The organism is Tateyamaria sp., assembly GCF_039945315.1.
Taxonomy (GTDB): Bacteria; Pseudomonadota; Alphaproteobacteria; order Rhodobacterales; family Rhodobacteraceae; genus Tateyamaria.
Map to the genome: position 1 here is coordinate 90,662 of NZ_JBDUXB010000052.1, position 14,246 is coordinate 104,907.

Annotated in this window: 16 protein-coding genes; 11 read left to right on the plus strand and 5 right to left on the minus strand. The window is 57.7% G+C overall.

Annotated features, from left to right (window positions below; all coding sequences use genetic code 11):
* Positions 1-14: 14 nt before the first annotated feature.
* Positions 15-353 (minus strand): P-II family nitrogen regulator, encoded by a 339-nt coding sequence (locus ABJD00_RS16520; RefSeq protein WP_413832654.1) that lies wholly within the window; start codon positions 351-353, stop codon positions 15-17.
* Between the two features lie 253 nt (positions 354-606).
* Between ABJD00_RS16520 and ABJD00_RS16525 the strand changes: the two genes are divergently transcribed.
* On the plus strand, positions 607-2,766 hold the full coding sequence (locus ABJD00_RS16525; protein WP_413832656.1) for a transglycosylase domain-containing protein: 2,160 nt from the start codon (positions 607-609) through the stop codon (positions 2,764-2,766).
* A gap of 10 nt (positions 2,767-2,776) precedes the next feature.
* Here the strand turns inward: ABJD00_RS16525 and ABJD00_RS16530 are convergent, their stop codons facing one another.
* Complete coding sequence (locus ABJD00_RS16530; RefSeq protein ID WP_413832658.1) at positions 2,777-3,364, minus strand: phospholipid-binding protein MlaC; 588 nt, start codon at positions 3,362-3,364, stop codon at positions 2,777-2,779.
* A gap of 1 nt (position 3,365) precedes the next feature.
* A complete protein-coding gene (locus ABJD00_RS16535; protein WP_413832660.1) occupies positions 3,366-4,130 on the minus strand; it encodes a VacJ family lipoprotein in 765 nt (254 codons plus the stop codon).
* A 487-nt stretch (positions 4,131-4,617) separates the two neighbouring features.
* On the opposite strand from ABJD00_RS16535, the gene ABJD00_RS16540 reads away from it, so the two are divergent.
* Genes ABJD00_RS16540 through ABJD00_RS16555 form a run of 4 tightly spaced genes read left to right on the plus strand, consistent with a single transcriptional unit; the run spans position 4,618 to position 7,370 of the window.
* Positions 4,618-5,076: a RidA family protein gene (locus ABJD00_RS16540; protein WP_413832662.1), complete on the plus strand. Its 459-nt coding sequence runs from the start codon at positions 4,618-4,620 to the stop codon at positions 5,074-5,076.
* On the plus strand, positions 5,073-5,840 hold the full coding sequence (locus ABJD00_RS16545) for a glycerophosphodiester phosphodiesterase family protein (RefSeq protein WP_413832664.1): 768 nt from the start codon (positions 5,073-5,075) through the stop codon (positions 5,838-5,840). Before ABJD00_RS16540 ends, ABJD00_RS16545 begins: the two co-directional genes overlap by 4 nt.
* Positions 5,841-5,892: 52 nt before the next feature.
* Positions 5,893-7,080 (plus strand): GNAT family N-acetyltransferase, encoded by a 1,188-nt coding sequence (locus ABJD00_RS16550; RefSeq protein WP_413832666.1) that lies wholly within the window; start codon positions 5,893-5,895, stop codon positions 7,078-7,080.
* Positions 7,077-7,370 (plus strand): 4a-hydroxytetrahydrobiopterin dehydratase, encoded by a 294-nt coding sequence (locus ABJD00_RS16555; RefSeq protein ID WP_108836631.1) that lies wholly within the window; start codon positions 7,077-7,079, stop codon positions 7,368-7,370. Before ABJD00_RS16550 ends, ABJD00_RS16555 begins: the two co-directional genes overlap by 4 nt.
* 59 nt (positions 7,371-7,429) lie before the next feature.
* Here ABJD00_RS16555 and ABJD00_RS16560 read toward each other — a convergent pair whose 3' ends face one another.
* Positions 7,430-7,918, minus strand: a complete 489-nt coding sequence (locus ABJD00_RS16560; protein WP_413832669.1) for a peroxiredoxin — start codon at positions 7,916-7,918, stop codon at positions 7,430-7,432.
* Positions 7,919-8,004: 86 nt separating this feature from the next.
* Here ABJD00_RS16560 and ABJD00_RS16565 point away from each other — a divergent pair, with 86 nt between their 5' ends.
* Both ABJD00_RS16565 and rsmD read left to right on the plus strand, forming a co-directional pair.
* A complete protein-coding gene (locus ABJD00_RS16565) occupies positions 8,005-9,207 on the plus strand; it encodes an NAD(P)/FAD-dependent oxidoreductase (RefSeq protein ID WP_413832671.1) in 1,203 nt (400 codons plus the stop codon).
* Positions 9,204-9,749 (plus strand): 16S rRNA (guanine(966)-N(2))-methyltransferase RsmD, encoded by a 546-nt coding sequence (gene rsmD, locus ABJD00_RS16570; protein ID WP_413832673.1) that lies wholly within the window; start codon positions 9,204-9,206, stop codon positions 9,747-9,749. Before ABJD00_RS16565 ends, rsmD begins: the two co-directional genes overlap by 4 nt.
* On the opposite strand, the gene uraH is transcribed toward rsmD, so the two are convergent.
* A complete protein-coding gene (uraH, locus tag ABJD00_RS16575) occupies positions 9,746-10,105 on the minus strand; it encodes a hydroxyisourate hydrolase (RefSeq protein ID WP_413832675.1) in 360 nt (119 codons plus the stop codon). The two genes, rsmD and uraH, sit on opposite strands and share 4 nt — an antisense overlap.
* A 62-nt stretch (positions 10,106-10,167) precedes the next feature.
* On the opposite strand from uraH, the gene puuE reads away from it, so the two are divergent.
* The 4 genes from puuE to ABJD00_RS16595 are packed head-to-tail and all read left to right on the plus strand — an operon-like array spanning position 10,168 to position 14,240.
* A complete protein-coding gene (puuE, locus tag ABJD00_RS16580) occupies positions 10,168-11,589 on the plus strand; it encodes an allantoinase PuuE (RefSeq protein WP_413832677.1) in 1,422 nt (473 codons plus the stop codon).
* Positions 11,586-12,398, plus strand: coding sequence for a bifunctional allantoicase/(S)-ureidoglycine aminohydrolase (locus ABJD00_RS16585; RefSeq protein ID WP_413832679.1), 813 nt, complete (start codon positions 11,586-11,588; stop codon positions 12,396-12,398). Before puuE ends, ABJD00_RS16585 begins: the two co-directional genes overlap by 4 nt.
* Positions 12,385-12,873: an ureidoglycolate lyase gene (locus ABJD00_RS16590; RefSeq protein ID WP_413832681.1), complete on the plus strand. Its 489-nt coding sequence runs from the start codon at positions 12,385-12,387 to the stop codon at positions 12,871-12,873. Before ABJD00_RS16585 ends, ABJD00_RS16590 begins: the two co-directional genes overlap by 14 nt.
* Before the next feature lie 47 nt (positions 12,874-12,920).
* A complete protein-coding gene (locus tag ABJD00_RS16595) occupies positions 12,921-14,240 on the plus strand; it encodes a uracil-xanthine permease family protein (protein ID WP_413832683.1) in 1,320 nt (439 codons plus the stop codon).
* The last annotated feature ends 6 nt before the right edge of the window (positions 14,241-14,246 follow it).

Sequence of the window (14,246 nt, forward strand, 5' to 3'; positions counted from 1 at the left end):
CTTTGCTGGAGCGCTTAGATGGCGTCTTCGTTGGTTTCGCCGGTGCGCACGCGCACCGCTTGTTCCACGTCGAGGACAAAGATTTTGCCGTCGCCGATTTTGCCCGTCTGGGCCGTTTTTGTGATTGTCTGGACGATCTGATCGGCCATGGCTTCTGCCACAACGATCTCAACCTTGACCTTAGGCACGAAATTTACAGCGTATTCTGCGCCGCGATAGATTTCTGTATGCCCCGATTGCGAGCCGAAGCCCTTGATTTCTGTGACCATCATACCGCGCACGCCGGCTTCGGTCAGCGCTTCGCGAACCTCCTCCAGCTTGAACGGCTTGATCGTTGCAATGATGAGTTTCACCACGTGTCCCCTTAGATTGGCAGGTCGCCCTGCGTTACAGATGGCAAAAGAGGGCATTCCCTTTACGGGGCAAAGATTTGGCACCCGATTCCGGCGCATACTTTTTCCGCATGTGCATAAAAAATGCGCAATTTTGATGATGTGCCCAAAATTGTGGCAAATAAGAATCACACACCGCAATTGCTGAGGCGTGGCAATGGGGTTCAAAGTCGATATGGTAGCCTCAAAGAACAGGCCGGGCAGGGGTCGTCAGATGCGTGATTCAAAAAAAGGCAAGCGGCCTTTGGTGGCTGAACGCCGCTATGGTTCCAAGGCCCAAAAGCCGAGTCCGAAAAAGGCTGCTCCGGCCAAGCGCAAACGGGCTCCGAACAAAAAGCCCAAAGGCAACATTTTCACCCGCGTGATCCGCTGGTTTCTCCGCCTCATTTGGAAGATCACCTGGCGGGTCACTGCCGCTGCCTGTGCCGTTCTGGCGCTCTTTGTCGGCTTTTACTGGACGACTTTGCCAGATGCGTCAGAGCTGGTGGACGGCCGGGCACGTGGGTCCGTCACCCTGTTGGATCGCGATGAACAGATATTTGCCCGTCGCGGCGATCAGTTCGGTGGGCCAGTGACTGCGCAAACTGTCTCTCCTGCGTTGAAAAACGCGGTGGTCGCGACCGAGGACAAACGGTTCTACCGGCATTTCGGCATCAGCCCGAGGGGTGTGGCTAGTGCGGTGCGCATCAACCTCAGCGAAGGGCGCGGCCCGCTGTCCGGGCACGGTGGGTCGACGATCACACAGCAAACCGCAAAACTGCTGTGCCTCGGTGAGGAATACGTTGCCTCTGAATGGGAAAACGAGGCGGCTTACGTCGCCGATTGCCGCCGTGGTTCTATCCAGCGCAAGGCCAAAGAGGCGGTCTATGCGCTGGCGATGGAAGTGAAGTATTCCAAGGATGAAATCCTGTCGATCTATCTCAACCGGGCTTATATGGGTGGCGGCGCCTATGGAGCTGAAGCGGCGGCGCAACGATATTTTGGTGTCCCTGCGTCTGATCTGAACCCGTCGCAGGCTGCGATGATCGCAGGGCTTTTGACAGCGCCATCGCGTGATGCGCCAACCACAAACCTACAGCGCTCGCATGACCGCGCAGCAACCATCCTGCGCCTGATGGGCGAACAGGGGTATCTGTCGGATGCAGAGGTTGCCCGGTGGCAACAGAACCCAGCCGGTCTTGCTCCTGCAGCCCGGCGCAATGCTGGTGGCTATTTTGCTGACTGGGTGATGTCGACGGGACCTGAGTTCTTCACGCGCAACACGCAAGAGGATGTAATTATCCGCACCACGTTGGATCAGCGTCTGCAAAACGCCGCAGAAGAGGCGTTGACAGTGGTCTTTGAAACCAAAGTGCGCGAAGGTTCCAAAGCGCAAGCCGCTATCGTGGTGATGAGCGCGGACGGCGCAGTGCGCGCCATGGTGGGCGGGCGTGAAACCCGTGCCTCAGGTGTCTTCAACCGCGCCATTCAGGCCGAACGTCAGACGGGTTCAGCTTTCAAGCCCTTTGTCTATGCCGCAGCGCTCGAACTGGGCTATTCGCCACTGGCCACGGTCGAGGATGCCCCGCTCACCATTGATATCCCCGGCTCCGGTCCCTGGTCCCCGCGCAACTACACCAACGACTACCGCGGCCGAGTCACCCTGACCGAGGCATTGCAGGACTCGTTGAATATCCCAGCCGTTAAAGTGTCGGAAAGCGTGGGACGAGATCTGGTGCGCCGTGTGGCCAGCGACTTTGGGATCGTGAGCGATCTGGCCGATGGGCCTGCACTGGCGCTTGGTGCATCCGAAAGCACGCTTTTGGATATGACGGGGGCCTATGCAGGTATACTGAATGGGGGCTCATCCGTGACACCCTATGGTCTGGTGGATTTGCGCCTGCAGGGGGATGACGCCCCTCTGATGGGCACCGGCGGTGGTATACGCGAGCGCGTCATTCAGGATCAGGCGGCGGCAGAGTTAATCTGGATGATGGAAAAAGTGGTCAGCCAGGGCACTGGTAAGCGGGCTCAGTTCGGAGATCGCGAAATTGCGGGTAAGACCGGAACAACGCAGGCCGCGCGTGATGCGTGGTTCGTCGGGTTTACCGCCGATTACGTTGCCGGAGTCTGGATGGGCTATGATGACAATACGCCGCTCACGGGTGTGACGGGTGGTGGTCTGCCTGCTGAGATCTGGCGCGAAACAATGGTGCGTGTCCACGACGGGGTGCCTGCACGGCCATTGCCAATGCGGGCGCCCGACGGCGCGCAGGTCCGGGGCCCCGAGCCGCAAAACTCGCCGACCCAACAAAGAGGTGGAGACATCCCTCGGACCACTGAGGGCCTGGTCGAAAAACTGTTGCGCGATATACTGGGCGTGCGCGATCGCTGAGCGCGCCGGCTTAGCCCGCAGATTTAAGGTCGCGGATCATACCATCGATATTACCACCATTGCGGTCGATCAACGCGCCGACTTCGGCCCGTTCGGTCAACAGCAGATTGATGCCTTCAATGAACATGTTAAAGAACAGATCGCGCCCGGTCCGGTTCGACACGTGGAAGGTCACCGTGAAAGGCGCTTCGCCCTGCAGGAACGCGGTGGTGTCGACCTCGTACCAGTTCTTGACCCGACGCACGGATTTCACCTCAAGCCGACCGCCGATGAATTCGCGGAAGCGGCGCCCGTACTTGCGCGCGATATAACTCTGAAACGCTTCTGAGAAAGCTCGCTTTTGAGCCTTCGACGCTGTGCGCCCGTCCGCACCCATGGCGTAAGCCGAGATGTAGGACGTGTCGCTGTAGCGCGCAAAGATGCGGGCAAATTCAGAATACATTGCCTTTTCGCTCTTACCCGAGGTGATGACTTTGTTGACGTCGTTCACCAGAGAATCCACCAATTTCTTTGCGCTGGCATCGGTCAAAGCCCGTGCTGGCAATGCGGGCAGAAAGGCGGATGCGCCCATAATCGCCAAAAAGTGTCGTCTTTGCATATCAGAACCCCTCGGTGTCCAATTCAAACGGGTCAATTTCGGTGCTCGACTCCGCGTCGCCAAGCTTGAATCTGCGGTTTTGCAAATAGATCAGCCGCGCCTGAGCGTAGCTGTCCGCACTTTCATACAGCACCGAGTCGATTGTGTCTGTAAAGCGACCCCGTGCCGACAGACCTGATGCGAAGCCGGCGGGAGTCAGGTAGAAAAATCTGCTACGGCCGTCAAAAACGGCGCTGAGCGGGTTCGTAAACAGGTCCACAACCAAACCTGCCGTTCTGCGATGGGTGGATGGTCCCAGAAACGGTAATTCGATATAGTTGCCTTCACCAACCCCCCAGACATACAACGTTTCACCGAAATCGGTGTCGTTTTCAGGAATGCCGAGTTCCCGAGTAGCGTCGATTATCCCACCAAACCCCAGCGTCGTGTTGGTTACAAAGCTGAAAAGAGACAGGCCTGCGCCCCGCAGATTGCCCTGCAACAAGCTATTCACCATGTTTTTGGGCTCTTCCAGATTAAGCGCAAAATTGGTGATGCCGTCTTCTAGCCCGTCGGGAACAAAGTTAGTATATCCGACCCCTGCTGGCCGGATAAAGGCCCGGTCGAGGCTGCGATTGAATTCATGAACGCCGCGGTTCGCTTTCTCGTTGGGGTCATTGATCCCTTCGGGCGTGATCGCTGTGCCATTGGACCCCGCGCACGCGCCCAAAAGGGACACGACAAGCACGAGCACAGAGGCACGGTGCAGGCGGGAAAATATGGTCACTCAAAATCTCCGGCAACTTCGTAAAGAACACCTAGTGTTTGTCCGCAAAATGCACAGTGCACGCAACGCCGATTTATGGCGATGTGGCTGTTGCGTTACACAAATCCCGACCAGAGGCAGGCGTTTGCCCAAGAATGATCGTGAAAAAAGCGAAAAGGTGCTGATGCAACGCGAAGCAGCCGCTTAAACGACCGATTGGTAAGACTGGCGGGTCACGCGCGCAATCCGGGCAACGTCCGACTGAAAACGAGATTGAAATGCTGCGTCAAAAGTCAAATCGAGAAGAAAAATCAAAATCGCGGATGCGGGACCAAAGCCGCATCAAACCCCAATTATTTGATACTCCGGTCAAACTGAAACTAAAAATCGCACCGATGGCTGACATTTTCAATGGGCATTTCGCGAATCCCGATCTTTCGCCCTTTTCGAGGTGATGGCTTGCGTCTAGCGTCTGCGCCAAACCCAGATCGCCAGAAAGGATCACCACATGTCCATCGCCACTCGTCTTGCCGAACTCGGCGTCTCTTTGCCTGACGCTCCAGCTCCTGCCGCCAACTATGTGCCGTTTGTGCAAATTGGCGACATTGTTTATGTCTCTGGCCAGATTTCGAACGGTGCCGATGGGCTGATTACAGGGAAACTGGGCGCAGATTTGGAAGTAGAGGCCGGGGCGGCCGCGGCCAAAACGTGTGCCATCAGTCTCCTGGCGCAAGTCAAGGCGGCGTGCGGCGGAGACATCGATCGCCTCGTGCGGGTCGTTAAGTTGACTGGATTCGTAAATTCCACCGCCGATTTCACACAACAGCCACAGGTGATCAACGGCGCGTCCGATTTCCTCGTTGAAGCTCTGGGCGACGCTGGGCGTCATAGCCGCTCGGCTGTTTCTGCGGCGTCTTTGCCCCTTGGCGTTGCGGTCGAGATCGAAGGCATCTTTCAGGTCAAATGAGGCCTCGGCTGAACCCCGTTTTTCTGACCACACCTTTGGCGCATCGTGCCTTGCATGATGTGACCGACGGGCGGCCCGAAAACAGCCGCGCGGCGATTTCTGCGGCCATTGCCCATGGTTATGGCATCGAAATTGATGTGCAACTGTCAGCGGACAGCGCCGCCATGGTCTTTCACGACTATGCCCTTGACCGGTTGGCTGAAGCCAGTGGTTCAGTGCGCGCACGGATGGCATCGGTCCTTGCGCAAACGACTTTGTGCGGCGGATCAGAAGGGATACCGTCCTTGCCGGAAATCCTTGCTTTGGTCGCAGGACAGGTTCCGGTGCTGATTGAGATCAAGGATCAGGATGGCGCAATGGGAGAGCAGATCGGTCCGCTTGAGGAAGCAGTGGCGAACGCATTGCAGACCTACGCGGGCCCGGTGGCTGTGATGTCTTTCAATCCGCACTCTGTCGCCCGCATGGCCGAACTGTGCCCCGATATCCCGCGAGGTCTGGTAACCAGTGGCTATGATCCCAAAGAGTGGCCCTTGTCTCGGGCGACGTGCGAGGCTTTGCGTGCTATCCCCGACTACGACCGTGTCAAAGCCAGTTTTGTCAGCCACGACGCTGCGGACTTGTCCCGCCCGCGCGTGGCGGAATTGAAAGCAGGAGGTGCGGATATTCTGTGCTGGACCATCAAATCGCCAGAAGCTGAGGCAGAGGCGCGCAAGATCGCCCAAAATGTGACGTTCGAAGGGTACTTGGCGGCCCATCCCGGTTGATCCTTCGCACCCGTGACACACATTGAATTGCGAAAGCCCATAAGGAACCTTCGTGTCCGAGCAAGAGATCGAAATTCGGGTCCTGCCCAGCCTTGAGGCCATCGAAGCCGAGACGTGGGATGCGTGCGCTTGTCCTGAGGCGGCTGAGGATGGTCGCCCCAATGATCCCTTTACAACTCACCGTTTTCTCAAAGCGTTGGAGGACAGCAATTCTGTCGGTCCCGGTACTGGATGGCAGCCACAGTACTTACAAGCGATCATGCAGGGCCAGACAATTGGTGTGGCGCCGATGTACGCCAAAGGGCACTCACAGGGCGAATACATCTTTGATCATAATTGGGCCCATGCCTACGAACGGTCAGGTGGTCGGTATTACCCGAAACTACAAATAGCAGTGCCCCATACCCCTGCTACGGGGCGGCGGTTTTTGACCCATCCAGACTTTGCCGAGTCCGGCTTGTCGGCCCTTGTGCAAGGGGCGGTGCAGCTGGCGGACAACAACGGCCTTAGTTCAGTGCACGTGACCTTTTGCACCGAAGCCGAGCGTGACGCGGGTGCAGATTTGGGTCTGATGGTGCGCACCACACAGCAGTTTCATTGGCTAAACGATGGGTATGCGGATTTCGATGCTTTCATGGCGACCCTGAGCAGTCGCAAGCGTAAGAACATGCGGAAAGAACGCGCGCAGGCGCAGGCCTTTGGCGGTTCCATCCAGACGTTTTCCGGGGACGATTTGCGACCTGAACACTGGGATGCGTTCTGGGAGTTTTATCAGGACACGGGCGCACGAAAATGGGGAACGCCGTACCTCACAAGGCGATTTTTTCGTATCGCTCAAGAGACACTGCGCGATGATATGGCGCTGGTTCTGGCCGAACGAGATGGGCGATATGTGGCCGGGGCGTTGAACTTTATCGGCGCGCAGACGCTTTTTGGCCGGTATTGGGGATGCACCGAGCATCACCCGTGCCTGCATTTCGAATTGTGTTACTATCAAGCCATCGACATCGCTATTAACCAAGGATTGGCGCGGGTCGAGGCCGGAGCGCAGGGTGAACACAAACTGGCGCGCGGCTATTTGCCAACGCAGACGTACAGCTTGCATTGGGTCAATGACGCCGGTTTTGCTGACGCAATCGCCAACTACCTGCAAGCCGAGCGGGAGGCGGTCGAGGAAGAGATCGAAATTCTGACAGAGTACGGCCCCTTCAAGCGGGTCGAGATAGAGGAACAGCAATGACAGAACGTTTAAGCGAAGAAACCCGGGACACGTTGCTTGCGCCATTGATCGAGACAGGCTGGACTACAGTTGACGGCCGGGATGCGATCCACAAGACCTTTCAATTTGGCAATTTCGTCGATGCTTTTGGCTGGATGACCCGTGTCGCGCTGTGGGCGGAAAAGTGGGACCATCACCCCGAATGGTCGAACGTCTACAAGACCGTTGAGGTGACTTTGACCACCCATGACGTCGATGGACTGAGCCCGCTGGACGTCAAGCTGGCACGCAAGATGGACGGGCTGGTCTGATCCAAAGGAAAAAGGCCCCGCATCGGGGCCTTTTGCTATATGTTTGAATTGGCTCTGCCTCACATGGCGTCAAGCATGCCTTCCCCGGCAGAAACATTACAGACGCCAGGGTTTTCTTCTTCCTGCAATAGCGTGATGTTGCCGTCCTCGACTAACATCGCATAGCGTTTCGAACGGTTGATCATGCCAGCGGGCGGCGCAGTAAAATCTCGCCCCATCGCCTTGGTAAAGACCGCTTCGGCATCCCCAAGCATCGTGATCCCGGCTTCACCTGCGCCGGTAGACTCGCTCCACGCCTTCAGCACGAAAGGGTCATTGACAGAGATACAGATGATTTCATCGACGCCTTTGGCGGCAAACGCGTCCTTGGTGCGGATAAAACTGGGGACGTGGGCGGTACTGCACGTCCCGGTAAAGGCGCCGGGTAGGGCGAAAATTACAACTTTGCGCCCGTTGGTCTTGTCGCTTAGCGCGACTGTCGCCGGACCTTCGTCGCCCATATAGACCAGAGTTGCGTCGGGAAGGGTGTCGCCTTGGGAGATTGCCATGTAATCAGGCCTTTCTTGGAATTGCTTCGCTACTTATCTGCGATATAGTTGAGCGTCGGCAAAGGGCGAGAACAAAGGTAAAATAGATGGATCATGTGGTTGTGATCGGGGCCGGGCAGGCAGGAGCATCCTGTGTCGCCAAGCTGCGCAATGGTGGGTTTGAGGGGCAAGTGACCCTTGTCGGGGCCGAGCCTGTGCCCCCCTATCAACGCCCACCTTTGTCCAAGGCCTATCTTATGGGCGACATGCCGTTGGAGCGTCTGTTCTTGCGCCCCGAAGCGTTCTATGTGGATCAGTCCATCGACCTGCGTTTGGGCACTGAAGTGACGGGCATTGATACCGACGCTCAATCCGTCACCGTTGATGGCGATGTGCTGACCTATTCAGATCTTGTACTGGCCACAGGATCCGTCCCGCGCCATTTGCCAACCGCCATTGGCGGCGATCTGGACGGTGTTTTTGTGGTGCGCGATTTGTCGGATGTTGATGCGATGGCCCCTCGCTTTACCTCTGGCGCACGGGTGTTGATTGTGGGCGGCGGGTATATCGGGCTTGAGGCCGCTTCGGTCGCGTCCAAGCTGGGATTGCAGGTCGTGCTGGTCGAGATGGCGGACCGTATCCTGCAGCGGGTCGCCGCGCCTGAGACAAGTGATTTTTTCCGAACGCTTCACAGTGAGCACGGTGTCGATATCCGTGAAGGGGTCGGCCTTGACCATCTGACGGGCGACGGCGCGGTGTCTGGCGCTGTTTTGTCAGATGGCACTTCCTTGGATTTGGATTTCGTCATTGTCGGTGTCGGCATTGCACCCGGCACAGCGCTGGCTGAGGCTGCCGGTATTGAAATCTACAACGGCATTGCGACCGACGCTCAGGGGCGCACGTCTGCGCCCCATGTATGGGCTGCAGGCGATTGCGCCTCGTTCCCGTACCGCGGTGGGCGTATCCGGCTAGAAAGCGTGCCCAACGCCATTGATCAGGCGGAATGTGTCGCTGAAAACATCCTTGGGGCGGGCAAAGACTATGCCGCCCGTCCATGGTTCTGGTCGGATCAGTATGACGTGAAATTGCAGATCGCAGGCCTGAACACCGGCTATGACCGCGTGGTGACCCGTGATGGGGGCAGCGCCAAATCGTTCTGGTATTATCAGGGTGACACCCTGTTGGCGGTGGACGCGGCCAACGATCCGCGCGGGTATATGATTGGCAAACGTTTGATCGAAGCTGGCAAAAGCCCGGACGCGGATGTCATCGCCGATCCTTCCAGTGACCTGAAGGCACTGCTCAAGTGAGGATCATCGCCGGGCGCTGGCGCGGGGTGCCTTTGACCGGCGTTGGCAAAGGCGATCCGGGCGCGCACCTGCGTCCAACTCCCGACCGCGTGCGTGAGGCGCTGTTTTCGATGCTGGCGAGCCGCGGCGTGATCGAGGACGCACATGTACTTGATCTGTTTGCGGGTACCGGCGCGCTGGGCTTAGAGGCATTGTCGCGGGGGGCTGCGGCTGCTGTCTTTGTGGAAAACGGTCGTGTGGGGCAGCGGTTGATCACAGACAATATCGCCAAGTTGAAAGCGCAGGATGAGACACAGGTGATACGCGGCGACGCCACTCGTCTTGCCGCATGGAACGGGGCACCGTTTGATCTTGTCTTTCTTGATCCACCCTATGGCAAGGGCTTGGGGGAACGTGCGCTCGTTGCTGTGCGCGACTGGCTCAATCCCAGGGCACTGGTGGTTTGGGAAGAAAGCGCGGCAATGGTCCCTCCAGAGGGGTTCGGGCCGGTTGATCAGCGCAGTTTTGGAACATCTCAGATCACGCTGATTGAACGCGTTTAACTGCCGCGGTAGGTCGAATAGCCATAGGGCGATAACAGCAATGGCACGTGGTAATGGGCGTCCTCATCCGTGATCCCAAAACGGATCGGAATCTGGTCGAGGAACTTGACCGGGTCACTATTCAGTTCGTGGGCATCCAGATAATCACCACAGAAAAAGATCAGTTCGTACTGGCCCGCCGTCATCTTGCCCTCCGGCAGGATTGGTGTGTCTGTGCGCCCGTCTACATTTGTGACGGCTTCGGCAATTTTGCGGTGTGAATTGGCTGATACCCGGTAAAGCGCGATTGTAATACCGTTTGCAGGCACACCGCGTGCCGTATCAAGCACATGCGTCGTCAGATATCCTGTAGCCATTGCATCCCGCCTCATCATCGCTCAGATTGTGCGCATCTCACTCTGATTTCAAAGGGAAGTCCATGGCTGACAAGAGCCCCCGTTACCCGCGCGATTTTCATGGGCACGGGGCTGATCGACCGGATGCGACATGGCCCGGTGGTGCGCGCATCGCTGTGTCTTTTGTGCTGAACTATGAAGAAGGCGGCGAGAACTGCCTGTTGCACGGCGATGCGGCGTCCGAAGCGTTTCTGTCAGAGATTGTAGGCGCCGCCCCGTGGCCCGGACAACGCCATTGGAATATGGAAAGCATTTATGACTACGGCGCCCGCGCAGGGTTCTGGCGGCTGCACCGGCTGTTCACCGAAACCCGCGTGCCGATTACGGTCTACGGGGTCGCAACAGCCCTGGCGCGCAGTCCGGCGCAGGTCGAGGCGATGCAGGAAGCCGACTGGGAAATCGCCAGCCACGGGCTGAAGTGGATTGATTACAAGGATCATGACCCAGAGGCCGAAGCCGCCGACATGGACGCAGCGATCAAGTTACACACCGAAGTCACCGGCGCGCGCCCCAAGGGGTGGTACACGGGGCGGTGTTCGGTGAATACGGTTTCGCTTGCCGCACAGCGAGATTTTGAATGGATCAGCGACACCTATGACGACGATTTGCCTTACTGGATCGATGCAGATGGGCGTGACCAGCTGATCATCCCTTATACGCTTGATTGTAACGATATGCGCTTTGCCACACCGCAAGGGTTTAACGCAGGGGATCAGTTCTTTGCCTATCTGCGGGACAGCTTTGATGCACTTTACGCCGAAGGCACGTCGGGGCGCCCGGCGATGCTGAGCATTGGTTTGCACTGCCGCCTGATCGGGCGCCCGGGTCGTGTGCAGGCGCTGCGCAAATTTATTGAGTACATCCATGAGTTTGAGGGTGTCTGGTGCGCCCGCCGCACGGATATCGCGACACATTGGGCGTCCAAGCATCCCCCTCAACCCCGTAGCAAATGGCATCTGCTAGAGCAGGAGGATTTCGTATCGACCTTTGGGGGTATCTTTGAACACTCGCCTTGGATTGCCGAAGGGGCATGGGCGCTGGAATTGGGGCCGGCGCATGACACAGCCCAAGGCATACACAACGCGCTCTGCCGCGTGTTTCGCGCAGCCAGTGATGATCAACGGCTAGCGGTGCTGCGTGCCCACCCGGACCTTGCGGGCAAGCTAGCAGCGGCCAAGCGTTTGACAGATGACAGCACGGCCGAGCAGGCGAGTGCGGGGCTGGATGCGCTCACCGACGACGAACGCCAGCGGTTTGACACTCAGAACAGTGCCTACGTAGCCAAGCACGGCTTTCCTTTCATCATTGCGGTCAAGGATCACGACAAGTCCGGTATCCTGCGCGCCTTTGATCGCCGGATCGCCAATGACACCGAAACTGAATTTACCGAGGCCTGCAGGCAGGTTGAGCGGATCGCGCGTCTGCGATTGGAGGCGATGCAATGAGCACCTATGCTTTTCCCCCCGGAGGCCATCCGGCTCAAGATAATTCACCTGTGGGCACTGCAGTTTTCACCCAAGCCTATGCAGTGATCCCTGCCGAGACGCAGCGCGATATCGTGACGTCCTTCTTGCCCGGTTGGGCAGGCACCCGCGCGTGGATACTGGCGCGGCCTTTGTCCGGCTTTGCGGAAACCTTTGCACAATACGCAATAGAACTTGCGCCAGAGGGAGGTAGCAACGACCCCGAACCCGACAAGGATGCACAAGCGATTCTGTTCGTCGCGAAAGGCACAGCTCATTTAACCATTGGTGCAACCGTGCATGTTATGACCCCGGGGAGCTATGCTTACATCCCATCCGGGGCTCAATGGACCCTGTTTAACCGAGGCGACCTGCCTTGTGGCGTCCATTGGGTTCGCAAAAGGTATGTGCAAGGGGATGGGCTGACGCTGCCTGAACCGATTGTCACGCATGAGACGGACGTCAAGGCAGTGCCGATGCCAGACACCAATGGCGCATGGGCCACGCAGCGTTTTGTCGATCCGCTGGATCTGCGCCACGACTGTCACGTCAATCTGGTGAACTTTTTGCCCGGTGCGCGCATTCCCTTTGCAGAGACGCACGTGATGGAGCATGGGTTGTATGTGTTGCAAGGCACCGCCGAATACCTGCTGAACACGGATTGGGTTTCAGTTGGCCCGGGTGATTTCATGTGGTTGCGTGCGTTTTGCCCACAGGCCTGTATCGCGACCGGAACGGAGCCGTTTCGCTACCTGCTCTACAAAGATGTGAACCGGCATGTTCCGCTCTGATATCCAATGCCAACCTTTGACCGCAGAGGCCTTTGCGCCGTTTGGCGACGTGCTGGAATGCGCCGGCGAGCCGGACAAGATCATCAACGCAGGGCTCTGCGGGCGCTTTCACGATCGCGCGCGCATGGATTTCGGAGACGGGAAAGCGGGGGTGAGTCTGTTCAAGGCAACACCGCGCGCACTGCCCTACACCCTTGACCTGCTTGAGCGGCATCCAGAGGGCAGTCAGGCGTTCATACCAATGGCTGAACACCCCTTTCTTGTCACGGTTGCTCCGGACGATGGGGGCGCACCGGGTCTGCCGTTCGCTTTCCTGACGGCCCCCGGGCAGGGCATCAATTTGCATCGTGGGACATGGCACGGTGTGCTCACTCCGCTGCATTCGCCCGGTTTGTTTGCAGTTGTGGACAGGATTGGCCCGGGCGCGAACCTGCAAGAGTTTTTGCTTGATCCCCCCTATCGCGTGGTCCCATAACCTTTTCTAGCCGCGATCAAGACGGCTGAAAACAGGGACAAAGACCAATGACTGACATGAGCGACGGGTACTATTCAGACCCAAATGAGACGCCACCTCTGGTAGAGGCGGTGCCGCTGGGCCTGCAACACGTACTGGCAATGTTTGCCTCCAACGTAACCCCTTCGATCATCGTTGCAGGGGCTGCTGGCCTTGCATTCGGTGGGCCTGAGCAAGTTTATCTGATCCAGATGGCCATGCTGTTCGCCGGCATAGCGACGCTTTTCCAAACCATCGGTATAGGACCTGTTGGCGCGCGTCTGCCGATCATGCAAGGCACCAGCTTTGCATTCGTCGGGGTGCTCGCAGGCATCGCGGCGACCCAGGGTCTGGGTGTCGCACTTTCTGCGTGCCTGATCGGTGGGATTGTGCATTTCTTTCTCGGTTCGGTTATTCAGCATCTGCGTTTCTTATTCCCACCGCTGATCACCGGCCTCGTGATTTTGGCAATCGGTCTGTATTTGATCCCTGTTGCGATCAAATACGCTGCCGGCGGCGCTGCAACATTCCAGATGGAAGCAGAAAGCTTTGGCTCATTGAAGCACTGGAGCGTTGCTCTCACAGTTGTGGTCGTCGCCCTTGTGCTCAAGTTCTTCACCAAAGGTATCATATCGAACGCAGGCATCCTTATCGGCCTTGTGGTTGGCTATCTTCTGGCCTTCGCGCTGGGCATGGTGAATTTTGGCGCTGTCGCAAATGCCGGGCTGTTCATGACGCCGCAGCCGTTGCCATATGGGTTTGAGTTCAGCCTTGGAGCCGTGATTGCCGTGGTTCTCGTTAGCATCGTGTCGGCCATTGAAACCGTTGGTGACGCTTCCGCGACGACCAAAGCAGGTGCAGGGCGCGAAGCGACGGACAAAGAGATTGCTGGCGCGACTTATGCCGACGGGCTGGGAACTGCCGTGGCTGCTGTCTTTGGCGGTCTGCCGAATACATCCTTCAGCCAGAATGTTGGCATTGTCGGTATGACGGGCATCATGTCTCGCCATGTGGTGACCATCGGGGCGCTGTTCCTGATTATCTGCGGACTGCTGCCAAAAGTGGGCGCGGTCATTGCATCAATGCCCTTGCCGGTTCTTGGGGGCGGGGTCATCGTGATGTTTGGCATGGTAGCCGCTGCTGGTCTGAACGTGCTGACCGAGGTCAAGATGAACCGTCGCAACATGGTGATCATCGCCGTGTCCCTTGCCGCCGGACTGGGTTTGAACCTTGTCCCATCAGCGGTGCAGTACCTGCCCGGAGTGGTCAAAACACTGATGACATCAGCAGTGGCACCGACGGCGGCTGTGGCCATTTTCCTCAATCTGGTTCTGCCAGAAGAAATCTAAGCTTCT

Coding starts and splice junctions, on each gene's coding strand:
- puuE (WP_413832677.1), top strand. CDS start 10,168: ATGGCTGACAAGAGCCCCCGTTACCCGCGCGATTTTCATGGGCACGGG.
- ABJD00_RS16595 (WP_413832683.1), top strand. CDS start 12,921: ATGACTGACATGAGCGACGGGTACTATTCAGACCCAAATGAGACGCCA.
- ABJD00_RS16545 (WP_413832664.1), top strand. CDS start 5,073: ATGAGGCCTCGGCTGAACCCCGTTTTTCTGACCACACCTTTGGCGCAT.
- ABJD00_RS16560 (WP_413832669.1), bottom strand. CDS start 7,918: ATGGCAATCTCCCAAGGCGACACCCTTCCCGACGCAACTCTGGTCTAT.
- uraH (WP_413832675.1), bottom strand. CDS start 10,105: ATGGCTACAGGATATCTGACGACGCATGTGCTTGATACGGCACGCGGT.
- ABJD00_RS16590 (WP_413832681.1), top strand. CDS start 12,385: ATGTTCCGCTCTGATATCCAATGCCAACCTTTGACCGCAGAGGCCTTT.
- ABJD00_RS16585 (WP_413832679.1), top strand. CDS start 11,586: ATGAGCACCTATGCTTTTCCCCCCGGAGGCCATCCGGCTCAAGATAAT.
- ABJD00_RS16540 (WP_413832662.1), top strand. CDS start 4,618: ATGTCCATCGCCACTCGTCTTGCCGAACTCGGCGTCTCTTTGCCTGAC.
- ABJD00_RS16555 (WP_108836631.1), top strand. CDS start 7,077: ATGACAGAACGTTTAAGCGAAGAAACCCGGGACACGTTGCTTGCGCCA.
- ABJD00_RS16565 (WP_413832671.1), top strand. CDS start 8,005: ATGGATCATGTGGTTGTGATCGGGGCCGGGCAGGCAGGAGCATCCTGT.
- ABJD00_RS16530 (WP_413832658.1), bottom strand. CDS start 3,364: ATGCAAAGACGACACTTTTTGGCGATTATGGGCGCATCCGCCTTTCTG.
- ABJD00_RS16525 (WP_413832656.1), top strand. CDS start 607: ATGCGTGATTCAAAAAAAGGCAAGCGGCCTTTGGTGGCTGAACGCCGC.